The 25221-nt window shown below is 67.0% G+C and carries 22 protein-coding genes; 11 read left to right on the forward strand and 11 right to left on the reverse strand.

The window, feature by feature from the left end; genetic code table 11:
• Positions 1–20: 20 nt before the first annotated feature.
• A complete protein-coding gene (locus tag ASG86_RS04605) occupies positions 21–500 on the forward strand; it encodes an SRPBCC family protein (RefSeq protein WP_056330921.1) in 480 nt (159 codons plus the stop codon).
• On the opposite strand, the gene ASG86_RS04610 is transcribed toward ASG86_RS04605, so the two are convergent.
• The gene (locus ASG86_RS04610; protein ID WP_056330924.1) at positions 497–1153 is read right to left on the reverse strand and encodes an anti-sigma factor family protein; all 657 of its coding nucleotides are present in this window, start codon (positions 1151–1153) and stop codon (positions 497–499) included. The genes ASG86_RS04605 and ASG86_RS04610 overlap by 4 nt on opposite strands.
• The gene (locus ASG86_RS04615) at positions 1150–1650 is read right to left on the reverse strand and encodes a sigma-70 family RNA polymerase sigma factor (RefSeq protein ID WP_056330928.1); all 501 of its coding nucleotides are present in this window, start codon (positions 1648–1650) and stop codon (positions 1150–1152) included. The genes ASG86_RS04610 and ASG86_RS04615 overlap by 4 nt, the downstream gene beginning before the upstream one ends.
• A 236-nt stretch (positions 1651–1886) precedes the next feature.
• Between ASG86_RS04615 and ASG86_RS04620 the strand changes: the two genes are divergently transcribed.
• The gene (locus tag ASG86_RS04620) at positions 1887–2444 is read left to right on the forward strand and encodes a COG4315 family predicted lipoprotein (RefSeq protein ID WP_056330929.1); all 558 of its coding nucleotides are present in this window, start codon (positions 1887–1889) and stop codon (positions 2442–2444) included.
• 16 nt (positions 2445–2460) lie between these two features.
• On the opposite strand, the gene ASG86_RS04625 is transcribed toward ASG86_RS04620, so the two are convergent.
• From ASG86_RS04625 to ASG86_RS04640, 4 genes are all read right to left on the reverse strand, one after another.
• Entirely contained in the window at positions 2461–3204 is a 744-nt protein-coding gene (locus ASG86_RS04625) for a hypothetical protein (protein WP_056330930.1), read from the reverse strand.
• A complete protein-coding gene (locus tag ASG86_RS04630) occupies positions 3197–3775 on the reverse strand; it encodes an RNA polymerase sigma factor (protein ID WP_082566671.1) in 579 nt (192 codons plus the stop codon). Before ASG86_RS04630 ends, ASG86_RS04625 begins: the two co-directional genes overlap by 8 nt.
• Positions 3776–3957: 182 nt before the next feature.
• Positions 3958–4665: a hypothetical protein gene (locus ASG86_RS04635; protein ID WP_056330931.1), complete on the reverse strand. Its 708-nt coding sequence runs from the start codon at positions 4663–4665 to the stop codon at positions 3958–3960.
• 160 nt (positions 4666–4825) lie between these two features.
• The gene (locus ASG86_RS04640; RefSeq protein WP_235565096.1) at positions 4826–5446 is read right to left on the reverse strand and encodes a DMP19 family protein; all 621 of its coding nucleotides are present in this window, start codon (positions 5444–5446) and stop codon (positions 4826–4828) included.
• 214 nt (positions 5447–5660) lie between these two features.
• On the opposite strand from ASG86_RS04640, the gene ASG86_RS04645 reads away from it, so the two are divergent.
• Positions 5661–9155, forward strand: coding sequence for a DEAD/DEAH box helicase (locus ASG86_RS04645; protein WP_056330941.1), 3495 nt, complete (start codon positions 5661–5663; stop codon positions 9153–9155).
• 59 nt (positions 9156–9214) lie between these two features.
• Positions 9215–10252, forward strand: coding sequence for a glycoside hydrolase (locus ASG86_RS04650; RefSeq protein WP_056330944.1), 1038 nt, complete (start codon positions 9215–9217; stop codon positions 10250–10252).
• A gap of 89 nt (positions 10253–10341) precedes the next feature.
• Here the strand turns inward: ASG86_RS04650 and ASG86_RS04655 are convergent, their stop codons facing one another.
• Positions 10342–11631: an ammonium transporter gene (locus ASG86_RS04655; protein WP_056330946.1), complete on the reverse strand. Its 1290-nt coding sequence runs from the start codon at positions 11629–11631 to the stop codon at positions 10342–10344.
• Positions 11632–12059: 428 nt separating this feature from the next.
• Here ASG86_RS04655 and ASG86_RS04660 point away from each other — a divergent pair, with 428 nt between their 5' ends.
• From ASG86_RS04660 to ASG86_RS04670, 3 genes are all read left to right on the forward strand, one after another.
• Positions 12060–13061, forward strand: coding sequence for a LacI family DNA-binding transcriptional regulator (locus ASG86_RS04660; protein WP_056330948.1), 1002 nt, complete (start codon positions 12060–12062; stop codon positions 13059–13061).
• 139 nt (positions 13062–13200) lie between these two features.
• Positions 13201–14331, forward strand: coding sequence for a Gfo/Idh/MocA family protein (locus ASG86_RS04665; protein ID WP_200946150.1), 1131 nt, complete (start codon positions 13201–13203; stop codon positions 14329–14331).
• The gene (locus tag ASG86_RS04670) at positions 14331–15080 is read left to right on the forward strand and encodes a ThuA domain-containing protein (RefSeq protein ID WP_056330949.1); all 750 of its coding nucleotides are present in this window, start codon (positions 14331–14333) and stop codon (positions 15078–15080) included. Before ASG86_RS04665 ends, ASG86_RS04670 begins: the two co-directional genes overlap by 1 nt.
• 2 nt (positions 15081–15082) lie before the next feature.
• Here ASG86_RS04670 and ASG86_RS04675 read toward each other — a convergent pair whose 3' ends face one another.
• Genes ASG86_RS04675 through ASG86_RS04690 form a run of 4 tightly spaced genes read right to left on the reverse strand, consistent with a single transcriptional unit; the run spans position 15083 to position 20845 of the window.
• Entirely contained in the window at positions 15083–17017 is a 1935-nt protein-coding gene (locus tag ASG86_RS04675) for a DUF2264 domain-containing protein (RefSeq protein WP_056330951.1), read from the reverse strand.
• Positions 17018–17034: 17 nt separating this feature from the next.
• Positions 17035–17748, reverse strand: coding sequence for a ThuA domain-containing protein (locus tag ASG86_RS04680; RefSeq protein WP_056330952.1), 714 nt, complete (start codon positions 17746–17748; stop codon positions 17035–17037).
• Positions 17745–18890 carry a LacI family DNA-binding transcriptional regulator gene (locus ASG86_RS04685; protein WP_056330954.1) on the reverse strand — a complete coding sequence of 382 codons (1146 nt, stop codon included), beginning with the start codon at positions 18888–18890 and terminating at the stop codon, positions 17745–17747. Before ASG86_RS04685 ends, ASG86_RS04680 begins: the two co-directional genes overlap by 4 nt.
• The gene (locus ASG86_RS04690) at positions 18887–20845 is read right to left on the reverse strand and encodes a heparinase II/III family protein (RefSeq protein ID WP_235565097.1); all 1959 of its coding nucleotides are present in this window, start codon (positions 20843–20845) and stop codon (positions 18887–18889) included. The genes ASG86_RS04685 and ASG86_RS04690 overlap by 4 nt, the downstream gene beginning before the upstream one ends.
• A gap of 158 nt (positions 20846–21003) precedes the next feature.
• On the opposite strand from ASG86_RS04690, the gene ASG86_RS04695 reads away from it, so the two are divergent.
• The 4 genes from ASG86_RS04695 to ASG86_RS04710 are packed head-to-tail and all read left to right on the forward strand — an operon-like array spanning position 21004 to position 25219.
• A complete protein-coding gene (locus tag ASG86_RS04695) occupies positions 21004–22017 on the forward strand; it encodes a hydroxyacid dehydrogenase (RefSeq protein ID WP_056330956.1) in 1014 nt (337 codons plus the stop codon).
• 54 nt (positions 22018–22071) lie between these two features.
• Positions 22072–23352 (forward strand): ABC transporter substrate-binding protein, encoded by a 1281-nt coding sequence (locus ASG86_RS04700; RefSeq protein ID WP_056330959.1) that lies wholly within the window; start codon positions 22072–22074, stop codon positions 23350–23352.
• Between the two features lie 8 nt (positions 23353–23360).
• Positions 23361–24287 carry a carbohydrate ABC transporter permease gene (locus ASG86_RS04705; protein ID WP_056330962.1) on the forward strand — a complete coding sequence of 309 codons (927 nt, stop codon included), beginning with the start codon at positions 23361–23363 and terminating at the stop codon, positions 24285–24287.
• Positions 24287–25219 carry a carbohydrate ABC transporter permease gene (locus ASG86_RS04710; protein WP_056330965.1) on the forward strand — a complete coding sequence of 311 codons (933 nt, stop codon included), beginning with the start codon at positions 24287–24289 and terminating at the stop codon, positions 25217–25219. Before ASG86_RS04705 ends, ASG86_RS04710 begins: the two co-directional genes overlap by 1 nt.
• The last annotated feature ends 2 nt before the right edge of the window (positions 25220–25221 follow it).

Here is a 25221-nt window from a genome sequence, read left to right on the forward strand (position 1 = left end):
CAGCGTGGTTAGGTTGAACCATGCCCCAGGTACGTGCCGAACGTGTGATCCGCATCGACCCGGAGACGGCCTTTGCCTTCTCCCAGACCACCGGGAACTTCCGGCTCAAGTGGGACCCCTTCATTTCCGCCCAGGGCTTCCTTGACGGGGCGCAGGCGCCGGGAAAAGGCGTCCGCACCCGCACCAGGTCGCGGCTTGGCCTGGGCATGGTGAGCCAGTACGTCTCCTACGCACCGCCCCGCAACGTGGGCATGACCATGGTGTCCGGGCCGTGGTTCTTCACCACCTTCGGCGGCGGCTGGCGTTTCAGCGCGGACGACGCCGGCACCCGGGCAGTCTGGAAATACACCTTTTCATGCCGCCCGGCCGTGCTGCGCCCACTCATGGAGCGGATCGGCAGCCGGCTGCTGGGCTACGAGATCGAACGGCGGATTGAGGCCTTCGCCCGCGCCTGTGAGGACGAGGCCCTGGTGGCGGAGTTCAGGGCACTCAAACCCTAGGGAACCGTAATGACCGCTACGGAGCGCTGGGCGCCGTCGCGCAGTTCCACGCTGGAGATGCTGCCCAGCTGGAGGGGCGTCGCCCCGGTCACCTTGACCTTTCCGCTGGGTGTGGCCGTCCAGGCGCAGGCCCGGTCCTCTCCGCCGGCACGGTCGCGCACCCACAGGGAGAGGGTCCCTTCCGCGGGCAGGCTGCTACCGCTCACCGCAAGCTCGGTTCCCCACGTCTTCCGGGCCATGTCGATGTTGACCTGCAGCCCTCCTCCGGACGCTACCGAGTAGGTGGCGTCCGGCTGGGGCGGCCTGGCGAGCAGGGGGCCGGCGGCCAGTCCCACGGCAAGGCACGCAGCGGCAAGGGCGCCTGCCAGCGCCGCCCACCGCCGTCGCAACGTCCTGCGCCGGCGGGCCAGTTGGTCAAAAAGACGGGCGGGGACGCTGGTGTCCGGGGCGTCGCTGCCGCCGGGAACGGCTGTGAGCGCCACGGCGTCAGGGACGGGAAGGGCGTCCAACAGCATGGGTATTTTCTCCAGCTCCGCCAGCTCCTTCCGGCAGGCGCCGCAGTCCTGGAGGTGCGCCTCGAACAGGGTGAGGTCGGCAGGATCCAGGCCGCCCAGGACGTATGCCCCCAGCAGGTGGTGCGGGTTGGTGTTCACCGTTCCACCCCCATTTCATCGAGGATGGTGCGCAGTGCCCTCAGCGCGTAGAAGGCGCGGGACTTGACCGTTCCGCTGGGGATGTTGAGCTGGACGGCTGCCTCGTTGACCGTGAACCGGCGGTAATGCAGGGCCACCAGGACGTCCCGGTGTTCCTTGCTCAGCCGCAGCAGCGCCTCCTCCATCAGGACCCGGTTGAGCATCCCGTCAACGCGGCCCATCACCTCTACGGGATCGGTCAGGCTGCTCTCCAGCGCCTCGGGCGGGCGGCGCTGGCTCCGGCGGTAGTTGTCGATCATGATGTTCCTGGCGGTGCGGTACAGATAACTGCGGAAGCTGCCGTTGATGTCAGGGGCATGCTGCCAGACGCGGAGCACGGTTTCCTGCACCACGTCCTCTGCCAGCTGCGGATCCCTGATGGCGCTGAGCACGAACCGCCGCAAGGCGCTCCCGTGGTCACGATAGATGGCCTCCACCACGTCGTCGTCGAGCGGCATGCCACTCCTCCCGTCCTGGCCCTGCGCACAGCGTGGAACGCCACGGCCTCCTGCGCTCCCGGCTGTTACGACGTCCGGAAGCAGGAAACGGTTCAACCGGCAGCTCCACAGCGCACCTTTGAACCATTCTTTCCCGGGAAGCGTCGTAGGGGTTAGCGTCCGGTGATTCGACGCCGGGTGCCCGCTCAAAGCATCAGCAATACACCAACCGGGAAAGTTCAGCCAAGGAGCACACCATGAAACACCATGTCGGGCCAGGCCTTGCCATCCTGGCCCTCGCGGCAGCCCTCTCCGCCTGCGGCACCAGCACCGGCACAACCCCGGCGGCCACCAGTCCGGCCCCGGGTACCACAAGCAGCGCGTCCACCGCGCCTGCCTCCTCCAGCACCGCTTCAGCCTCCGCGTCAGCAATGCAGCCAAGCGCCGCCGTCGACCTCAAAACAGCATCCTCATCAGCAGGCAACATTGTGGTGGACGCGAAGGGCATGAGCCTCTACTTCTTCACCAAGGACACCAAGGACTCCGGCACCAGCGCCTGCACCGGCTCCTGCCTGGTCCAATGGCCGCCGCTGACCACCACGTCGGGGTCACCTGCAGCAGAGGGCGTCACCGGGAAGCTGGGAACCATCACCACCCCTGACGGGAAGAAGCAGGTGACCTTGAACGGCATGCCCCTCTACTACTACGTCAAGGACACCAAGCCCGGAGACGTCCTGGGCCAGGGCGTCGGCGGCGTCTGGTACCTGTCGGATCCGTCCGGCGCGATGATCAAGCCGGCCGGCCAGGGCTATTAAGCCTGCCAGCCGCTGGCTACTTCAGGGGAACGTCCGGCACCTTGCCGGGAAGCGGGACTTCCGTGGGCACGGGAACGGGCAGCTTGGAGCCTTGTTCCAAGCCCTTCCTGACGTCCTCCGGAACATTGGCGGGCAGTGACTGTTCGGCATGTTCTTCCGCCGGTTTCCGGGCGGCGGCACCATGGCTGGGAGTGTTGCTCGGCAGGGCAGGAGTGTTCGACGGCGCCACCCCGGCGGGTGCCGAAGCCGGGGCAGGTACCGGCGGGACGGCGTCCGGGCCGCTCGTTGCCGGCGGCTGCGGCGCCGCGGGCCGGGGCGCGGGAACCTGCCCAGCGTCATGGCTGGTGGGTGCCATGGTGGATCCTGTCACGAACGAGGTGACGGCGTGGTTCAGCTGGCTGAAGGATTCGCGGAATCCCTGGTCGGAAGCGGCGGCAACAGCGCCGCCGGCCGCGAGCGACGCGGCTAGCGATAACGTGGTAAGCGTGACGCGGCGCTTGGCCTTGCGGCGTGCCGCAAGCTCATCGGCGGGCCGGCCGGCGGGAAGCACGGTGGTGGCAGCGGATTCTGCGGCAGGAAACACCGCGGTGGACGTCCCTGCCATCAACGCCGCGACTTCGGCGGAGGGCTCAGGGGTCTTTGCTGCCAGGGCACCCAGGTTGGCCAGGACGTGACGGAGCTGGCCGTCGTCGTCCATGCCTGCCTCCAGCAGGAGCTGGTCGATGGCCCCGTGGTTGCGGGATCCTGCGGTGTCACCCATGATTCGCCTGGTTTCTTTTGAGTGTTTGGACCTTGAGGTTCTGCAGGGCGCGGCGCTGGAGCTGCTTGATGGCTCCGGCGCTCTTGCCCATGATGGCGGCCACCTGGTCGATGGACAGGTCCGCCACGACGCGCAGGGCCAGGACCTCCTGGTGTTCCTCGCTGAGGCCTTCGAGCATCGCCGCGGCTCCGCCGGTCAGTTCCACGGCGTGATCCTCCGCGGACGGGGAGGTGCGGCCGTCCTGCTGGGGTTCGTACGGTGTCAGCTGCGGCCTGCGCTCCAGCCGGCGGTAGTGGTCCACCATCCGGGCGTGCGCGATGGAAAAGATCAGGGACTTCGCACCCGCCAGGCCTCCGGTGAGGGTGCCGATCCTGGGGTAGAAGGCCAGGAAGACATCCTGGGTGACGGCTTCGGGGTCATCCAGTCCCCGTGCCCGGAGGTAGCCCTGCACGGGGCCCGCGAAGGTTCGATAGGCAGCGGCGAACAACGCGGCCGGATCCGTTCCGGCTGCGTTGTCGAATATGTCGATCTCTTCTTGGGTCAAAGTGTCTAGCACCAGCGGCTCCTCCATCCCGGGATCCGGCCTGCGCCTTGTCCCGGTTTCCGGTGCGGACTGTCAGTCCCCGCGGTCTTCCAGCTGCCTCGTTGCATGCCTGGCAGGGGTGCACGTCCACTGGCGTGCGACCCCGGCCGGCTGCCTGGACTGCGGCCGCAGCCATAGCGGCGGCCGCAGTCCAGACTAGCCAATGTGCTTTAGCGGGTGGAAACCGACGGCGCGTGCACGGTGTTGCCGCCCGCGGCGGGAACGGCAGGAACGGCAGGAACGGTGGTTTCACCGTCGACGCCCGGGACCGCCGGGACGGCAGGAACGGCGGGAGCGGACGGAACCTCAGGCTTTTCAACCTCAACGGCAGCCGAACCCTTGGTTTCCGTGCTGGCCTTGGCAGCGGCGTCGGCCTTGGCCACGACGTCGGCGCAGTAGCTCTCGATGTTCGCGTCACCCTGGGCTGCGATCGACAGCGAGGAGAACGCCTTGGAGGACGCGTTCACGCCGCCGTGGGTGTAGGCGGTGCAGAGGCCCAGGGCTGCCGGACCGGCGGCGTCAACAGCGGTGTTGGCTGCCGCGGAGGCCGTTGCGTCGGCGGTGACCTTTTCGTCGGAGTCGTCAGCGGCGGCGGAAGCGGAGCCGGAGGCCTTGGCGGCGGCATCGGCGTCAGCGGTCTGCAGGGCGCCGGTCACGGCTTCGGTAGCGGTGGGAGCCGGGGTGGCCTGGGCGTCAGCGGCTGCTTCTGCTGCAAGCTTGGGGGCGGGAGCGCCGAAGAGTTCGTGGGCGGTCTGCTGGGCCTGGGTAGGAAGGACGCCCGACACGGCGGCGGCGCCGGTTCCTCCTACGGCCAGGGTTCCGGCGGCCAGGACTCCGGCGGCGACTTTGCTGGTGGCGAGAACGGTGAACATGGACATCTAACTTCTCCAAACCTAGACAACACATCAGAGTGGGTCCGCCGTGCGGACCCATCACGGACTACATCGCCTGCGGTTGCGGAAAGGTTACGGGCGCCTGGAATTTTCTTTTTCTGCGCCCAAATCGCCGGAAATGTTCCGGATCGCCGGTACGTTCCGGCTATTTCGCAGCGCTCCCGCGATCCGCGGAAGCAGCGGCGCCGGCGCGGGCCACCCGCCTGCCGGCCACGTCAGGAGCCAGTGCCGCCAGGCGCTGGATGTACGGCCCCACCTCCTCATCGTCCAGCACCAGCAGGTCCGGCTGGCCGCGCAGCCAGCGGGCGTTGAGGGCGGTGATGTTCTCGTGTTCCAGCAGCTCCTCGAACTCGCCGTCAAGCTCCTCCATCCGGAGGACGCCGTCGGGAACGGCTCCGCTGCCGACGGGCCCGTCCAGGTAGGCAGCAGCCGTTTCGGCGGTCAGTGCGTGGTAGGCGTCCACGGCGCGGTTGAACAGATCGAGGTGTGCGCTGGCGCCCATCCCTGCCATGCCCTCGCGGACCAGCGCGTCCGTGGCGGTCCGGGCTGCGGCCATGACGGCATACTGAGCGAACCCGCCCTCCAGCGCCTGGCAAAGGTAAAAATCCACGAAGTAGCTGCGGACGGCCACCGGCGACATGTACTCGGCTCCCACCAGGGCGTTGTGCATGGCGTCGATGATGGCCACATTGGCCTCCACCACCTCCTCATCCCTGCCGTCGATGCTGCTGCTGGTCAGGACAACGGGCTGCTGGCTGGTGGTCATGGCACTCCTTGCTGGGGGTGGCGGTACGCCGGACGGTTTCACGCTACGGCGGCCTGGTCACGGCAGCATGGGGCAGGAAATGAACGTCGCGCGAAGTTTTCGGGGCCAGCTGGGAGGGCACCCGGCATGGGCCTGCCGCCGAGCGAACTAAGATGGATCAGATAACCACCCACCGGACCCGGCCCCGCCGTGACCTGCCGAAAGTAGCGCGTACATGCCATCCCAACCGGACGAAAGTGCGGAACTGGCAATACAGACACCCGCCATCAATGACCGCTCGCTGGCGGCGGGCTTGGCGTATGCCATGGCCAGCAGGGTCTCAGGCATATCGTTCGACGGCGGCACCGGACTCATGCTGGGAAAGGTCCGGGGCGGCGCCGAGGCACCGTATTCCACCACGGCCAAGCTGGTCCGGAAGGGCGGCGGCTGGAGCTGCACGGTGGGTGTGTGCAGCTGCCCGGTCCGCAAGGACTGCAAGCACGTGGCGGCCCTGCTCTTCGCGGCCGAGGACAACCCGGCCATCCGGGTGCAGTTGCTGGCACCGTCCACCTCCACTCAGGTGTCCCGCGCCCCCTCGGCGGCACTCTCCGACTGGGAGCAGGCCCTCAGCCCGCTGATCTCCCAGCCAGGTTCCGCCCCGTCCACCAGCGGGGTTCCCCTGGCCCTGCAGTTCGAGGTGGAGGAACCGCCGCCGCATTTCTCCTACACCGGCCGCCGGGACCCGGTGCGCGGCGTGCGGCAGCTCAAGGTGCGGCCCGTGATCATGGGGGCTAAAGGCAAATGGATCCGCGGCGACGTTTCCTGGAACACCCTGAGCTACCTGAACTTCCGGCGCGAATCAAACCAGGCGCACGTGGAATGGCTGCAGGAGTTCCTGGCCGGCCACTCCTCCTCCGCCAGCCGGATGCACAACTCAGCGGGCCTGTGGCTGAGCCTGAACTCCTATGCAGGCAAGAACCTGTGGGGCCTGCTGTCCGACGCCCGGAAGATCGGGCTCGCCCTGGTCCACTCGCGCGGCACCGAACCGGTCCGGCTCGCCGAAGCCCCTGCCGCCGTCGGGCTTTCCCTGAGCCGGTACGGCACTCCGGTGGCCGGGGCTCCCGCTGCCGATGCCGGCACCCCCGCCAAGGAAGAGGCGTCCGACGGCGGCCTGGAGCTTTCGCCCACCATCACCGTGGAGGGGGCTGAGGTTGATCCGGCGTCCGTGGGCACCATCGGCAGGCCAGCGCACGGGCTGTTCTTTACCTCCGGCGAGGCCGCGCTGCCCGGTGTTCCCGACCCCAACGGCACCATCACCCTGGCACCGCTGGAAAACGGGCTGAGCGAGGAACTGCTGGCGTTCGTCACGGCAGCCAGCACCCTGCACATTCCGGCCAGGGACGAGTCCCGGTTCCTCACCGGCTTCTACCCGAAGCTGAAGCAGACGGCCCGGGTCACGGCGCGCGACGAATCCGTGGAACTGCCCGAACTGGCCGTCCCCACCCTGTCGCTGCTGGCCAACTACGGGGCGGACCACCGGGTGCGGCTGCACTGGGAGTGGCACTACAAGACCGGCAAGCTGGTCACCGCGCAGCCGTTGTGGCGGCACCCCGGCGATGCCGGCTACCGCGACGACACCGCGGAATCCCGCATCCTTGAGGGCATCGGCCGCCCGTGGGACGTGGTGCCGGCCCTGGGCGAGTCCGCCACCGGCGGCTGGGGAACCCCCCGGCTGACCGCCTCTGCCGAACTGACGGGCCTGGACACCCTGGCGTTCACGGAGGAAGTGCTCCCCCGGCTGCGCGAAGCCCCGGACGTGGACGTGGAGACGGTGGGCGACATTGCCGACTACCGCGAGGCCGAGGAGGCACCGGTGGTGTCCATCTCCACCAAGGCCACCGAACAGCGCGACTGGTTCGACCTGGGCATCCAGATTTCCCTGGAAGGCCAGCCCGTTTCCTTCGCCGCCGTGTTCTCGGCCCTCGCCGCCGGACAGACCAAGATGCTGCTGCCCAGCGGCGCCTACTTCTCCCTGGACCTGCCGGAGCTGCACCAGCTGCGGGCACTGATCGAGGAAGCCAGGTCGCTGCAGGACAACAAGGATGCACCGCTGCAGATCAGCCGGTTCCAGGCCGGGCTGTGGGATGAGCTGGCGCAGCTGGGGATTGTGGACGAACAGGCTGCGGCCTGGCGGTCCGCGGTGGGTGGCCTCCTAGAGGGCGGCACGGACGGGCTGCCGCTGCCCGCTTCGCTCAACGCAGAGCTGCGTCCCTACCAGCTGGAGGGCTACAACTGGCTCAGCTTCCTGTACAAGCACGGGCTGGGCGGGATCCTGGCCGATGACATGGGCCTGGGCAAGACCGTGCAGGCACTGGCGCTGATGTGTGCGGCGAAGGAGCTGGCTGTTGAGGCCGCTGCGGCACTGGACAGGTCCGACGACGGTGCTGCCGCCGCCAGTGTTGTGGACGGCGCAAACCAGCCCGCCGCCGTCGCGCCTTTCCTGGTGGTGGCGCCCACCAGCGTGGTGGGAAACTGGGCCGCCGAAGCCGCGCGCTTTGCTCCTGGCCTTACCGTCAGGACGGTCGGCGAAACCTTTGCCAAGAGCGGCCAGGCGGTGGCGGCGGCGCTCGGCGGGGCCGACATCGTCATCACCTCGTACGCCTTGTTCCGCATCGATTACGAGTCCTATGCCTCCCGCATCTGGTCCGGGCTGGTGCTGGATGAGGCGCAGTTCGTGAAGAACCACCAGTCCAAGGCGTACCAGTGCGCGCGGAAGCTGCCGGCAGCGTTCAAGCTGGCCATCACGGGTACTCCCCTGGAGAACAACCTCATGGAATTCTGGGCCCTGACGTCCATCGTGGCGCCGGGCCTGTTTTCCAGCCCCAAGCGCTTCGCCGAGTACTACCAGAAGCCGGTGGAGAAGAACGGCGACAAGGGGCAGCTGGAGAAGCTCCGCCGCCGGGTGCGGCCGCTGATGATGCGGCGCACCAAGGACCAGGTGATCAAGGACCTGCCGCCCAAGCAGGAGCAGGTCCTGGAAGTGGTGCTGAACCCGCGGCACCAGAAGGTGTACCAGACGCACCTTCAGCGCGAGCGGCAAAAGATCCTGGGGCTGATCGAGGACGTCAACAAGAACAGGTTCACCATCTTCCAGTCGCTGACGCTGCTGCGGCAGCTGAGCCTGGACGTGTCCCTGGTGGATCCGGCCCTGTCCGCGGTGCGGTCCAGCAAGCTGGACGTGCTGTTCGAACAGCTCGAGGACCTGGTGGCCGAGGGGCACCGTGCCCTGATCTTCAGCCAGTTCACCGGATTCCTGGGCAAGGTCCGGGAGCGGCTCGACGAGGAGGACATCGAGTACTGCTACCTCGACGGCAGCACCCGCAACCGGGCCGACGTGGTCAGCGAATTCAAGAACGGCAGCGCACCGGTGTTCCTGATCTCGCTGAAGGCCGGCGGCTTCGGGCTCAACCTCACGGAGGCCGACTACGTGTTCCTGCTTGATCCCTGGTGGAACCCGGCGTCCGAGGCGCAGGCCGTGGACCGCACGCACCGGATCGGCCAGGCCCGGAATGTCATGGTGTACCGGCTGGTGGCCAAGGACACCATCGAGGAGAAGGTCATGGCGCTGAAGACCCGGAAGTCGCAGCTCTTCGCGGACGTCATGGAAGGCGACGCCCTGGCCGGTGGTGCCATCACGGCCGAGGACCTGGCAGGGCTGTTCAAGGAGTAGGCTCACCCCGTTTGGACCTATGCTGGTCTCCAACACAAAACTACAACGTTGGAGAAGAGATGACGCGACAGGCCGCCGATGCGGTTTTTGCAACTTCAGCCCCGCCCGCACTGGCTCTCCTGCGCCCGGACGCCTTCACTGTTCCCTACCGGGATCCCGTGTGGGACGGCCCCACCGATCCCGTCCTCGTCGCCGACCACCTCAAGGGCGAGTGGGTCCTGTTCTACACCCAGCGCCGCGCCACCGCACCGGGACTGACGGGGGTCGAATGGGTGCACGGAACCGGCATCGGCGTCGCCAGGTCTTCCGACGGCGGCGCCACCTGGCGCTACCAAGGCACGGTGGATGGACTCATCCCGCCGGGAACGGAACTGCCCGCAACCCTCTGGGCGCCCGACGTCGTACGCATTGGAGACCGTTGGATCATGTACCTCACGGTCCTGGGTGGCCGGCGGACGGACTGGACCGGCACGGCGGAAATCGTCCAGTTCGCCAGCCGTGACCTTGAGGCGTGGGAGTACCTGGGCCGCATCAACCTGGACTCGCCGCGGGTGATCGATGCCGCCGTGGCCAGCTGCGGGGACGGCCGGTACCGGCTCTGGTACAAGGACGAAGCCCGCGGATCGAACACCTGCAGCGCGGTCAGCGACAGGCCGGACGATCCGTCGTCGTGGCTGCTGGAAGGCGTTGCCATCCCGGGCCGGCCGCACGAAGGACCCAAGGTCTTCCGGCTCGGCGGCAGCTTCTGGATGATCGTGGACGAGTGGCGCGGCCAGGCCGTCTACCGCTCCCCCGACGCAACGGGCAACTGGGTCCGGCAGGAGCAGCGTGGCGGGCTGATCCTCACGGCGCCGGAATCCGTGAACGGAAGGCCCGTCGTCGGGCGCCATGCTGACGTGGTGCCCCTTCCGGACACGGGGGCCGGTGAAATGTCCGACGGCGGCACGCAGCGTGCGCTGCTGGTCTACTTCACGCATCCGTACTGGGGCGGCGAGGACATCGACACGATGGCGCCGGACCCGCGCACCCGCCTCAGTCATGTGCGCGCCGCGGTACTGGAAGTGCGCGATGGGAATCTGGTCTGCACGGAACATTAGCCCGTCACAACGAAGGGCCAAACCCCGGAACTATAAGCCGGCTGATGCCGGCACCGGTCCGAGGTTTGGCCCTGATTCGTGCGCTGCAGCTAGACCCGCTGCGGCGAGCCCAGTTCCACCGGATCCTCGTCCGTCAGGTAGGCCAGCTCGGAGTGGGCGGCGAGGTCGATGCCGCGCAGTTCGTCCTCGGGCTTGATGCGCAGGCCGATGGTCTTGTCCAGGATCTTCGCCAGGACCCAGGTGATGCCGAAGGAGTAGACCAGTACCGTAATGGTGGCCAGCGCCTGGACGCCCAGCAGTTCGAAGCCGCCCCCGTAGAAGAGGCCGGTGACGGCGTTGGGTGCTGCGTCCGTGGCGAAGAGGCCGATGAGCAGGGTGCCCAGGATGCCGCCCACGAGGTGGACACCGACGACGTCGAGGGAATCGTCGAAGCCCAGCCGGAACTTCAGTTCAATGGCCAGAGAGCAGACGGCCCCAGCGATGGCGCCGATGGCCACGGCGCCCAGCGGGCTGACGGCACCGCAGGCGGGCGTGATGGCCACGAGTGCGGAGATCAGGCCGGATGCGGCGCCCATGCTGGTGGCAGCGCCGTGGCGGACCCGCTCCACCAGGGCCCAGGCGAGCAGGCCGGCGGATGCGGCTACGGCGGTGTTGAGGAACACCACCGACGCCGACTGGCCGGCGGAGAGTGCGGAACCGGCGTTGAAGCCGAACCAGCCGACCCACAGCAGGCCTGCGCCCACCAGGACCAGCGGCCGGCTGTGCGGCTTGGCATGTTCCACCTTGGGCCAGCCGGAGCTCTTGCCCAGGACCAAAGCCAGGGCCAGGGCGGCCGCGCCGGCATTCATGTGGACCGCGGTGCCGCCGGCGAAGTCGATGGCCTTGATCCCGTTGGCGATCCAGCCGCCAACCGCGCTGCCGTCAGCGGAGTCGAACGCGAACACCCAGTGCGCGATGGGGAAGTACACGACCGTGGCCCAAATGCCGGCGAACAGCATCCAGGCGCCGAACTTCATCCGCCCGGCCGCTGCACCGGCCACCAGTGCCGTGGTGACGCAGGCGAAGAACAGCTGGAACGCGGCGAACAGGATGACCGGGATGGACGCCGAATCGTCGGCGGCGAGCAGCTGGCCCATGCCGGGGAACTCGGTCACGTCACCAATCAGCCCCAGCCCCCCAACCGAGTTGCCGAACGCCATCGAGTACCCGAACAGTGCCCACAGGACAGCCACCAGGCTGGCGCCGCCGAAGCACATCATCATCATGTTCAGAATCCGCCGCGACCCCACCATGCCCCCGTAAAACAGGGCCAGGGCGGGGATCATCATGCAAACCAGCGCCGAGCTGGCCAAAATCCAAGCGACATTTCCCGAATCCATGGGAAACCCCTTTCAAGATGCGAAGAGAGAACGGTGGGTTGCCGTTAGAGCCGCTCCGTGGGAGGGACGTGGACGGAGGGGCCACGTTCAGCGGAGAGGCGGCCGGCGCCCTCTGGTTCCAACTGTATGGCCGCTGTTTTGGGGTGGGTTTCCGCTGTGTTAAATGATCGTTTCGGTCATCCGCCACCGAGTTTCAGGCGTCCCACTGCAACCAGATACAGGAGCGCGTCACGCCCAGCATGCTTTCAGGGAACGGCCGACGGCGGGAGGCCGGGTTTCCGCGGCACACGGACCAAAGGTGGGTCGAAAGCGTGCCCTGCGTGACGCCGTCGAGCGGTTGTTCCGCCTTGCAGCACCTATCTGGAGGCTAAGCTGAAAAGCCGGGTGGAGGGGAGCTTTGGCCAGTGGCAGCGGAAGGACAAACGAAAATGGCTCGAGCAACCGTGCAGGACGTCGCCAAAACGGCGGGAGTGTCCGTCGGCACGGTGTCGCGTGTCCTGAACGGCAGCCCGGCGGTGAGCGCGTCGAGCAGGGAAAAGGTGGCGGGCGCCATCCGGCAACTCAACTACCGGCCACTCGCGTCCGCCCGCGATCTTCGCCGTGACCGCACCATGCGCGTCCTGGCCCTCTCCAAGAACCTTGACTCCCCCGTCATCAGCGAGGCCTTCCGGGGCTTCGGGGATGCCGCCGCAGAAGCCGGCTATGTCAGCCTCATCGCCCCCACATCCGGAGACCTTGAGCGTGAACAGCAACTGGTGGACATGCTGCGCAACGGATCGGTGGACGGGCTGATCCTGTTTTCGCCCACCATGCCCGATGAAGATGTTGAAGCGCTGGCGGAGCAGCTGAGCGTTGTCCAGGTCTGCGAAATCGTCGATTCCGAAGCAGCATTCGGCGTATCCATCGACGACCGGCAGGCCGCGTACGACATCACGCGGCACCTCATCCGGACCGGCGCCCGGCGGCTGGCCATGATCGGCAACCAGGCCGCCCGCTCCGGCCGCCTGCGCGAACAGGGGTTCCGCGAGGCCCTGTCCCAGGCCGGCCTCACCGCGGAACAGACCCTGTTCGCCACCGGCACTTTCGACTTCCACGCAGGCCGGCGCCTCGCCCGGGAACTGCTCGCCATGGACCGGCTGCCCGATGCCGTGTTCTGCGGCAGCGACACGGTGGCGGCGGGGTGCGTCCGGGAAATCACCGACGCAGGCTTGCGCGTGCCGGACGATCTTGCCGTTGCCGGTTTTGACGATTCCATCCAGGCGGAGATGTGCGTCCCGGAACTCACCACCATCCGGCAGCCCGCCTACGACATGGGCCGGGTGGCCTTTCAGGCACTCCTGGAACGGATGACCGGACCGGGGGCGCACCGCCGCGGCCGGACCTTCCTCCCTCACGAGCTCGTCATCCGGGATTCCACAAAGATCCAATAAGGGGTTGACGTTCCGCAGGCATGCCTGAAATGATTTTGGAATCGATTCCAAAGCCCCGAGCACATTGTCTCCCGCCGTCAATGGAATCGATTCCAGCAGACCTCTACCCGGACCCGCACATGGAAAAGGAAGCACCCCTTTGAACAACGAGCAGCCCATCGCCCGGCAGGCACTCACGCCCGCAGACAAGCCCCAGGAACTGCGGGTGGGCGTGGTCGGCATCGGCTGGGCAGGCCAGCAGCACCTGAAAGCCTATTCCGAGCTGGATGGCGTCCGCATCGTGTCGGTGGCCGGAATGGAACAGGAACTCCGTGACTCCCTGCAGCTCGAGTACTCCATTCCGAACGCCTTCGCCGGCTGGAACGACATGCTGGACCACGGCGGCCTGGATGCCATCAGCGTGGCAGTGCCCACCTTCCTCCACGCCCCCATCGCCATCGCCGCTTTAGAGCGGGGAATCCACGTGCTGAGCGAGAAGCCCATCGCGCGCAACGCTGTCGAGGGCCTGGCCATGGTGGACGCAGCCCGGAAGGCCGGACGCGTCCTGGACGTCGCCTTCAACCACCGGCGCCGCGGCGACATCCAGGCCCTAAAGGAAGTGATCGACGACGGCGGGCTGGGCCGGCCCTACTATGCCAAGGCGTCCTGGCTGCGCCGCTCCGGCATCCCCACCCTGGGCAGCTGGTTCACCAACCCGGAACTCGCCGGCGGCGGACCGCTGGCGGACATTGGCGTGCACGCGCTGGACTACGCCCTGCACCTCCTCGGCGAACCCAAGGTGGTGGCGGTCTCCGCCGCGACGCACTCGGAGCTGGGCCCGCAGGGCAGGGGCGGCGGAAGCCGGTACTCGGCGCAGGCCACCAGCCACGCGTTCGAGGTGGAGGACTTTGCCTCAGCGTTCCTCCGGCTTGAAGGCGGCGGGACACTGCTCATCGAGGCAGGCTGGGCCACCTACCGGGAGACGGATGACCTGCTCGATTTCACCGTTTACGGCACCGACGGCGGCGCAGAACTCAAGGTGCACGGTGCACCCTTCCCGCCGGTAGGCCAGCTAAGGGTCTTCACCGACAAGGAGGGCGAATCCGCCGATTACGTGCCGACCGTGCTGCCGGGCCGCGCCCATGACGCAGTGGTGGAAGACTTCGTAACGGCGGTGCGCGGCGGCGAAACAGTGTGGGCCGGGCACGACGGTTCCCTGGCCCTGTACCGTGCACAGATCATTGACGCGTGCTACCAGTCCGCGCTGGAGCAGAGGGAGGTCCGACTCTAATGAACGGCAAACTGAGGATCCGGGTGTGGAACGAAGGCGTCCACGAGGCCAACAGCGAGCCCTCCCACATCGGGGAGATCTATCCTGACGGAATCCACGGCGCCATCGCCGCAGGCCTTCGTTCCTACTTGCCCGACGCAGACATTACGACGGCGGTCCTGGCCACCGACGACGAACACGGCCTTAATGAGGAGGTGCTCGCTGAGACGGACGTCCTGCTCTGGTGGGGCCACATGGCCCATGGCGAGGTAGGCGACGCCGTCGTCGAACGCGTCCACCGGCATGTGCTCGGCGGCATGGGGCTGATCGTGCTCCATTCCGGACACTTCGCGAAGATCTTCACCAAACTCCTGGGCACCAGCTGCTCCCTCGCCTGGCGCAATGACGGCGAGCGCGAGCTGGTGTGGACCGTCAAGCCATCGCACCCCATCGCCGAGGGCGTGGACAGCCCCATCGTCATCCCCGAGCAGGAGATGTATGGGGAACTGTTCGACATCCCGGATCCGGACGACCTGATCTTCATCAGCTCCTTTGCCGGCGGCGAGGTGTTCCGCTCCGGCGTCACCTTCACCCGCGGCAAGGGCCGCATTTTTTACTTCAGCCCGGGTGACCAGGAGTACCCCGTGTACCACCACCCGCAGATCCAGCGGGTGCTGGCCAACGGGGTGAAGTGGGCGGCACAGCCGGGTCTGGACCGTTCAGCCCCCGAAGTGACCAACCCTGCCCGGGGGTGGTTCGGCCAGGGCTAGGGTTACCTGGCCAGGAACTCCAATGCTGCGGCGAGGGTGAGCCCTTGGCCGTCGGGGAATTCGAAGCGGGCACGGCTGGCCTCATGGTCATCCGGGACGAATCGGACTGTGGCCGGGCTCGCGCCCGCCTCGCCGGAGAGGATCACGACGGCGGCGTAGTCGCCGTCGTTTGCCGTACCTGAGGTGCCAATCCAGGGAATCCTGAGCTGCTCCCCCATGGGGTGTGGTTCGTCCCGGCGCCAGGTGCCGGCGTCTTCCAGGGGTGAGCCGAAGCCGGCCACGGGGTGAATGCCGCTGACCATCCCGGAGCCGGCATCCACTGGCCAGCCGCCGATCCGCAGCCTGGCTTCCGGCGCCGAAGCTGTGCCGCGCACGCGGACCAGTCTCAGCTCCATGGCACCGCGCGTTACCGACACCACGGTCACCTGCGGCCCCTGGATGGCGGTGCCCCTGGCGCCGCTGCCGTGGTCCGGTCCGGCGTCGGGATCAATGGCAATCCAGTTGACCGTGCCGCGGGAAACGCCCACCTGCACGCCGCCCAGGTCCTGCTGCCCCAGGTACTCAAAGCCTGTCCGGTGGGTCAGCCGGCCGTCGGCATCTTCGAAAACTACGGCGTTGTCCAGGGACTCCGATTCCAGGTCCGGGAAGGTGGCGGTGGAGTAGCCGAGCCGTGCGTAGAGAGGCGAGTCGGCTACCTGGACGCCCGTGTTGGCGTGGTCGGTTCCGTGGTTCCGGACCCGGACGATGCCGTCTGCCACCGTGCCGTCCACCTGCCAGCCCGGAGCAACAATGAAGCGCTGCGTGTCTCCGACCTCCACCGGCAACGGCTCCTCCACCGCGGTCCACACGGGATGCTCTGCCGGCAGGGCCAGGCCCATCATCCCTTTGGCCGCCCAGTAGGGCGAGCCTGCCCCGGAGTACGCCTGCTTCATGCCGGGGAACTCGCCGTGGAACCCGATACTCAGCAAACCGTCACGGTTCACCGCCCCGCATTCCAGGAAATAGCCCAGGATCCCGGACGCGGCCCGCCGGGAGACGCCCGGGCTGAGCCGGGTATGGCCCAAAAGCTGGCCGGACCAGAACGGCGCCGCCGCCGCAAACCGGTAGATCAGGCTCCGGCCCTGGACCAGCGGAGCGCCGTTGGCCCCCACCAGGTGCACGGCGTCGTCGAGGAAATCGGCAAGGCGTCCGCCGTCAAGCGCACTTCTGGCCTGGACGCGGGGATCCTCCGGGGCCATGAGCTGCAGCAGTTGGGGATAGACCTGGAAGGCCCAGCCCACATAGTGGTCGTAGGCCCGCTCCGGGCCGTCGGCGAACCAGCCATGGCCCCGGTACAGCGAGTCGTGGATGGCCAGGCCCGCGTCGATGTCGACGTCGGAGAACCGGCCTCCCACGCTGGCCAGGAACATCTCCACAACGATCTGGAACCATACCCAGTTGATGGGCGGGTACTCCTCGCCGATCACGGTTTCGAACCAGGCAATCAGCTGCTCCTGGACCCGCTGCGGCAGCTTGTCCCACAGCAGCTCCCGGGTAAGCGCCAGGCCCACGGCGAGCGAGGCGGCTTCCACCTTCGCCTGGCCCAGCTCCCCCGGCGTGGGCCAGCGGTCGGGGTTGGCAGGGTTCGTTCCGGCGTCAAGCCCCTGGGCGTACCAATCCACGAGCCATCCGGTGTCCTCCGGGCTGCCGGCGATCCGGAAGGACGCCAGCAGGAATGTCCTGGCGAAGGCCTCCAGGGAATCGCTGCGGGGGCCGTAATTGCTGGTGGCCCCGGGCAGGTACAGGTTGGCGTGATCATCGGTGGCGTAACGGTGGGCGGCGCGCAGCAGGTGGTCGGCGCAGGCGCACCAGTGCTCACGGGTCAGGCCGGTGAACGGGGAGAGCTCGCGGTCCAGCGGCGGAAGGACCAGGGCAGCGGGAAGTGCGGAGGTGGTCATGGGTTCCTTGGGGTGTCTCAGTTGCCGCCGAGCCAGGCGATGGCCCGCAGCAGGATGGCGCGGTGTTCCGGGGACCGGTACGAGGCGGCGTCGTGGCCGAGGGCGTCATAGAACGTCCGGCCGGCCCTGGCGCCCGTGCCAATCCCCCGCTGAAGGGACCACATCAGCGGATGGTCGCGTCCGTCGTGGCGATGGGTGGCGTGAACGGCGATGTTCGGGCCAGTGCGGAGGTAGCTGTATCGCTCGTCCGGCAGCACGAAATCCGGGATTCCGGAAACCACCGGCCCGGAGCCCTGGAGGAGATGGACGGCAGCGGGGCCGTAATCCGGGTGCATGGACGTACCCCTGACCCAGCGTCCGCCCATCCCGTCCTCCCAGGCGGGTAGGTCAACAAAGCTGGTGGAGCTTGAATGGGCAACCAGCAGCGGCCGGTCCGAGCCAAGCCACCGCGCCAGCCCTGCCGACGCCTCCGGCGTTCCCGGCGACGGGCGGCCGTCACGTGGCAGGCCCACATTCACGGCCAGCAGCGAAGGAAGGCCAGCGGCGTCCGCATGGCCAAGGTCAGCGAGGGCTTCGTCAACATCGCCGGAAATGCCGACGTCGAACCCCGCCTCCCGCAGCAGGCCCGCCAGCGCATGGGAGGTGTCAGCGAACGGGTGCCACGGATCCGCATAGCGTCCCTCACCGGTGAGGAGCAGGGCGGTGGGTCCACCGCCCAGTGGGGCGGTCACAGCGAATCCTGGAGCACGCCCGTGGCAGGCAGCCGCGGAGCGCCGATTGAGGAGTCCCGCAGGATCAGTTCGGGGTTGAGCTCCACGCGGTGAACCGGACGCATGCGCCCTTCGGCCAGCCGGGCTGCCATGAGCTGCACGGCCACCTTGCCCACGTACTGCTTGGGCGGACGGACGGCGGAGATGGCCGGCTCCGCCAGGTAGGCCACCTCGTCGTCGTAGCCCACCACGGCGATGTCACCGGGAACTGACAACCCCCGGTCCACACAATGCTGCACAAAGGCCACTGCCTGGGTGTCCGAATGCACCAGCATGGCCGTGGTGCCGGTTTTGCGGCAGAGCTCCAGGACATGGTCGAAGTGGGCGCTGCGCCCGCCGTCCACCTGCTTGACCGAATCCTCGTGGACAGTTTCCTGGAGCGGAATCTTCAGCGCCGCCAGGGCCTGCTGCCAGCCGCGCACCACGTGCGGGCTGGTGGGGCTCGACGAGTCCGTAAGGCAGCCGATCCGCCGGTGCCCCTCCTGCCACAGGTGGCGCACGGCCATGCCGGCACCGAACGCGTGGTCCGTGGCCGCCCATTCCAGGCGGTGCGCGGGAACCTCTGCGGGTGCACGCCGTTCGGCCAGGACCACGGGAATGGGAAGCGCGTTCAGCCACCGCAGCAGTTCCTGGCCGTGCCCCCCGCCCATGTCAGGTGCCACGATCAGCCCGTCGATGTTCTGGGTGTCCAGCAGGGCCTGTACCTGGCGGCGGTTGTCCGCGGCGTCATAGGTGGAACCGCGGACCATGATCCGCAGGTTCTGCTCTTCCGCTTCGGCACGGGCGCCGCTGATGACCTGTGGCCAGTAGTAATCCAGCGACGGAACCACCATGCCGATTGAGTAGCTGTGGGCTGCTGCGCGGCCAGCCGCGGTCCGGTCCAGCGGGCTGGGAAGGGTGGCCCCGCCGTGCACACGGGACACCAGGCCCTCGTCTGCCAGGAGGTTGACGTCGCGGCGGATGGTGAGTTCACTGACGCCCAGCTTGCCGGCGATGTCCCGGACGGTGATGGCTCCGTGGGCCCGCAGCTCCTCCATGAGCCGCTCCCTGCGCTGAAGCGAGAAGAGGGATTTTCCTGCGGGCTCGGGTTGGTCAGGACTCATGATGCTGCCTCCACGGTGAGGGTGAATGCGCCGTTGGCGCGGCTTGTTGCGGGCATGCGGAAGCGAAGCCGGGTCAGGGACGGTCCCCAGATGTCCGCCAGCAGCGGATCGTCCAGGTGCCATTCATCCACCAGCACGACGGCGGTGGCCGGGTCCCAGCGCAGTACGGCTCCGCGGCCCACCGGTTCCCCCGGGGTTGCGGCGGTGGGGATCCCGGCTGGATCCACGGTGGCCGTCCCGTCCGGTCCACGGCGAAGGGTGCCGGCCGTGAGGTAGGTGATGTCGACGTCGGGCGTCCCTGGTGCCGCGGACGCCGGAAGCTCCCAGCTGTCTCCGATAGTGACGCGGCCGGTGTTCCTGTCCAGGTCGGAGCTGCGCACCCACTGCCCCGGTTCGAGGCCATAGGCTGCGCCGAGGGCAAGCTCCAGGCGGGGCTGGTGGGCCGTGGGCTGCCGCAGGACGTGGGCGCTGAATTCGCTGCCGGTGCCCTGCTCCAGGCCCCATGGCGCCGGGACACTGTGCCAGGCGCTCTGCATGGCGCGGATGTCGTAGCGGTCCGGGCCGAAGGTCTTGGCCGTGTAGGTGGGCTGGCCGGCGTCCACCAGGAGGGGTACGCCATCCACGGCCACCACTACCGAACCGACGTCCCGGTGGTTATGGTGCTCACCGTTGTGGCCGCCCTTCGCCGCGAGGAGCAGCCCCTCCGTGGACCCCGCCTCCTGGCGGGCAACCATGATCTGCACGGACGGAAGATAGCTGAAGGAAACCAAAGGCGCTGCCCCGGCGGGTCCCGGCGAGGCGGCGAGGAGCGAGTGCAGGACGCGGCCCAGCCCGGCGGCGGCCGCCGGCTCCCGGGCGAGCATGGACGCGGCATGGCCCGCCGCATCCTGGTCCCCCAGCCGCTCCGCCCAGCCGTGCAGCATGTCCCAGGGGAGGGCATCCGCTGCCCGTGCCGGCCCGTCTGCCACATTCAGGAACCAGGAGCCGCCGATGTGCATGCGGTGCGGGAAGGCCACCAGTTCACGGACCACTGGCACGCCGGCGTCGAGGGTTCCTCCGGTGGCCTCCTCCAGGAGCTTGAGCCCCTCCAGCGCCCGCCCCGCGCCGTTCCACCAGTAGGCGAATCCTTCATCGATGGCACCGTCAGCCGGGATTGAGGCCAGGAAGCGGTCCAGGCCTTCGACGCACCGTTCCATGATCCGTGCCTGGAGGTGGCGATCCTCCACCAGGAACAGTGCGGCGGCTACCAGGTTCGAGTGGATCCACGGGTTCCAGTTGTGGACGTCCCCGTCCAGGCCCAGCCAGTGCCAGTCCAGTCGCTCAAGGAACGGCTGGAAAACACGTGCGGCCGCCTCATCGCGCAGGCGCCGCCGCAGGCCAGGGGCCCGCGCGTCGAGTGCACTGCCCAGGACGTGGTCCAGCCAGCCCAGCTGGGCAGCCACTTCGCCGGCGCCGAGGTCCAGGAAGGGCCTGGCCAGGTCCGGGACAACTTCTCCGGAGCGGCTGTAGACATCATCGTGGGCAGCCCAACTCCAGGAACTCTGTTCGCACAGGAGATAGGCGCCGTCGATCACTTCGTCGAGCCAGAGGTCGGTGGCTTCACGGTCCGCTGCCGTCAGGGCCATGACCACCGCGCGGGTGAGCCTCTGCTGCCGCCCGCCCACCAGCTTTTCGTAGGCCGTGCGGTTCCCGTCGCGGAAGAAGCGGGCGTAGTGGGACACCAGGGGCTGCGGCCACGGGGTTCCCCGTTCGCTGCCGGCCTGCTCCCGGATCATGGCAAGGGCGCCAGCCGGAACTCCATGCCACGCGGAAGCCCCAGCGGGCGGCACTGCCAGGCGTGCAGTCGCCCCCTGAAGTGAGGTGCCCAGTTCCGGGGTGGTAGCGGCCTGGCCCCACGCGGAGGTGAGCGGGGCCGAACGCTCCAGGGCAAGGGAGTGGCCCGGGGTGGTTGTCATGAAAACCCGTCTTCTTGTTCGATTACGATCGTTTTAGAACGATCAAGAACAGCTTGGATGTTCTGTCTTGTTCATGAGTATCTACTGATTGTTAGATGTGATGCAAGACATGGAACGCGGATTCCCGCATTCCGCTTCACCCAAGAAAGGAGGCCCCGATGGCGCGGAAACCCAAGGCCCTGCTGGTCATGAACCAGGAAACATTTGCTGACCAGTTCGATTCCACGCGGCTTGAACGTTTGGCGGGCCTGGTGGACCTCGGCCCCGAGCCCTGGACCGGGTCCCTTGACGGGCATGGGCTTGCCGAACGCCTGGCCGATATTGAAATCCTGCTGACAAGCTGGGGCGTGCCGCGGCTCGACCATGCCGCTCTCGCACGCATGCCAAAGCTTCGTGCCATTTTCCATTGCGCCGGCACGGTGCGCAGCTTTGTCACTCCGGAACTGTGGGACCGGGGCATCCTGGTAACCAACGGGGCAGACGCCAATGCCATCCCGGTAGCCGAGTTCACCTTTGCGTCCATCGTGCTGGCCGGAAAGAAGGCGCATGTGCTGGCCAACGATGCCCGCGCCTACCGGGAGGACTGGAGCTACAGCACGCGACGCGGTGAGCTGGGCAATATTGGACGGGTCATTGGCGTCATCGGGTTCTCCCGCATTGGACGCCGCGTAGTGCACCTGGTCCAGCAACTGCAGGATGTCCGGTGCCTGGTCAGCGATCCTTACGCGGATCCCGCCGCCGTGGCCGCGGCCGGAGGGCAGCTGGTATCCCTTCCGGAGCTGATGGCGGAATCGGACGTGGTGACCGTGCATGCACCTGCCCTCCCCGAGACGAAACACATGATCGGCGCGGCCGAACTGCGCGCCATGAAGGACAACGCGACGCTGATCAACACGGCCAGGGGCTCACTCGTGGACACGAAGGCCCTCGAAGCCGAGTGTGTTGCCGGACGCATCCAAGCACTGCTGGACGTGACCGAGCCCGAACCGCTGCCGGCGGATTCGGTGCTGTACGACCTCCCCAACGTCCAGATCACCCCGCATATCGCAGGCTCGCTGGGCACCGAAACCCGCCGCATGTCCGACGCCGCCCTGAACGACCTGGAACGGTACCTCACCGGACAGCAGCTGGCTGCACAAGTGGTGTCCGCGGACCTTTCCCTCAGCGCCTGACAACGTAACCGCCGCAGCCCGCGGCACATTTGAAACCCTAGTAAGGAGACCGCAATGAAGCGCACAACCCTCGCCGCCATCGCCCTGGCAGTGACTGCCGGCCTTGGACTCACCGGCTGCGCCGGGGCAGCCGGGCCGGCCGAACCCCAAGGCCAGGACGGAAAGACCCGCCTCACCGTATCCGTGTGGAACTACGAAGGCACCCCGGAATTCAAGGCACTGTTCGACAGCTACGAGGCCGCCAACCCCAAGGTGGACATTGAACCCGTGGACATCCTGGCGGACGACTACCCCCAGAAGGTCACCACAATGCTGGCTGGCGGCGACACCACGGACGTCCTGACCATGAAAAACGTCATCGATTACGCGCGCTACGCCAACAACGGCCAGCTGCAGGAAATCAACACGGTGGTGGACAAAGTGGGCAAGGACAACCTGGCCGGCATCGACGCGTTCGACATCAATGGCAAGTACTTCGCAGCGCCGCACCGGCAGGACTTCTGGCTGCTGTACTACAACAAGGACCTGCTCAAGGCCGCCGGCGTGGAGAACCCGGCGGACCTGACCTGGGACGAGTACACGGCGCTGGCCAAGAAACTCACCAGCGAAGCGGGCGGCAAGAAGGTGTACGGCACCTACCACCACATCTGGCGTTCCGTGGTGCAGGCCATCGCCGCCGCACAAAACAACGCCGACCAGAACAGCGGCGACTACAGCTTCTTCAAGGACCAGTACAACACCGCCCTGGACCTCCAGAAGAGCGGCGCCACCCTGGATTTCGGAACGGCCAAGAGCCAGAAAACCAGCTACCGCACTATGTTCGAAAGTGGGCAGGCTGCGATGATGCCCATGGGCACCTGGTACATCGCAGGAATTTTGCAGGCCAAGAAGGACGGAAAAACGAACGTCAACTGGGGCCTGGCACCCATGCCGCAGAAGAGCGACGACGGTAAGGTCACCACGTTCGGCTCCCCGACGGCTTTCGCCGTGAACAAGAACGCTGCGCATTCGGACGAGGCCAAAAAGTTCATTGAATGGGCAGCCGGTGAGGAGGGCGCCAAGGCGATCTCCAAGATCGGCGTTGTTCCGGCCCTGCAGAACGATGCGGTCAAGGACGCGTACTTCAAGCTCGATGGCATGCCCACCGACGACCTCTCCAAGAAGGCCTTCACCCCGGACCAGATTGCCCTGGAAATGCCGGTCAGCGACAAGTCCGCGGCAACCGACAAGGTCCTGAACCAGGAGCACGACCTCATCATGGTGGGTGAACGCTCAGTGGACGACGGTATTGCCGAGATGGGCAAGCGCGTCAAGAGCGAAGTCCTCGGTCAGTAACAGCAGTCATGACTACTGAAACCATTCCTTCGAAGGTTGCCCCGGCCGTTGGCCGGGGCAACCGGAAGCAGGCCAGGCGCAACACCCTGATCGGCTGGACGTTCATCCTGCCAAACTTCCTGGGGTTCCTGGCCTTCACCCTCATTCCGGTGCTGGCAGCCTTCGCCCTCTCCTTCATGGAGTGGACCTCCTTCACCGCCCCAAAGTGGGTGGGGCTTGCCAACTTCCAGCGGATGATCGCCAGCGATTCCTTCTGGGTCGCCCTGCGGAACACCGTGGTCTACGCCATCGGGCACGTTCCGCTCACCATGGCCCTGGCCCTCCTGCTGGCCATGCTGCTGAACCGCAAACTCAAGGGCATTGGCTTCTTCCGGGTGGCCATCTTCTTCCCCTACATCACCTCCCTGGTGGCAGTGGCAGTGGTCTGGAACATGCTGTTCAGCCCGGACAACGGCCCCATCAACCAGTTCCTGCACACTATCGGCATCGCCAACGCACCGGGCTGGACCTCCAGTTCCGACTGGGCACTGCCCGCGGTCATCATCACCAGCGTGTGGCGGGACATGGGCTATTACATGGTCCTGTACCTTGCCGGCCTGCAGGCTATCCCTACCGAACTGTATGAAGCGGCAGAGGTGGACGGTGCCAGTGCGTGGCAGCGCTTCTGGAACGTCACCATCCCGTCCCTGCGGCCCACCACCTTCTTCGTGGTGGTCATGCTGACAGTCTCCAGTTTCAAGGTCTTCGACCTGATCGTGGTCATGACCAACGGCGGACCGGGACGCTCCACCACCGTGCTGTCCCAGCTCATCTACCAGGAAGGAATCGGTGAAGGGAAGTTTGGCTACTCGTCCGCCATCTCCCTGGTGCTGTTCCTCATCGTCCTGACGGTCACCGTCCTGCAGTTCAAGATCCAACAGCGGAGGGAACGCTGATGACCAACATGGCCGAAGACCTCAAGGCAGAAGCACCCCTCGCCGGCGCCGTCCTGGCACCTGCCACGGAAGACCGCCGTCGTACGGACCGCAGGCGCTCCACCCGGGAGCGGAAGAAGCGCGCCAGTGACCTGGTCATCTACTCCATGCTCGCCGTCCTGGTGGTGGCACTCATGGTGCCGTTCATCTGGATGGTGTCCTCGTCGCTGAAGGAGAACAACCAGGTCCTCACGGTCCCCATCCAGTGGATCCCGTCCGAGTTCGTGTGGAGCAACTACACGGACATCTGGACCCGGATCCCCATGATGGGATACCTGCAGAACTCCCTGTACTTGGCCGTGATCATCACGTGCCTGCAGGTGCTCACCGGGTCCCTGGCCGCCTACGGGTTCTCAAAAGTCCGATTCCCGGGCCGGGACGTCCTGTTCCTGGCTTACATCGGCACTATCGCCGTGCCGTGGCAGGCCTACATGGTTCCGCAATACATCATGATGCAGAACCTGGGCCTCACCAACAGCTTCAACGCCCTGATCCTGCTGCAGGCATTCGGCGCGTTCGGGGTGTTCCTGATGCGCCAGTACTACATGACCATCCCGGATGAACTGTGCGAGGCCGCACGGATCGACGGGCTGAGCGAATACGGCATCTGGGCGCGGGTGATCCTCCCGCTGTCCAAGCCCGCGTTGGCCAGCCTGGCCCTGCTGACGTTCGTGAACACCTGGAACGACTACATGGGGCCGTTCATCTACCTGACGTCCAACCGGCTCTGGACAGTGCAGCTGGGACTGCGTTCCTTCGTGGGCCAGTTCGACGCGGAGTACGCCATGATCATGACCGGCTCGGTCATCTCGGTGATCCCCATCCTGGCGATCTTCCTGGTGGGCCAGCGGTACTTCATCCAGGGCATCGCAACGAGCGGCATGAAGGGTTGAGA

This window comes from Arthrobacter sp. Soil764, from assembly GCF_001428075.1.
Lineage (GTDB): Bacteria > Actinomycetota > Actinomycetes > Actinomycetales > Micrococcaceae > Arthrobacter.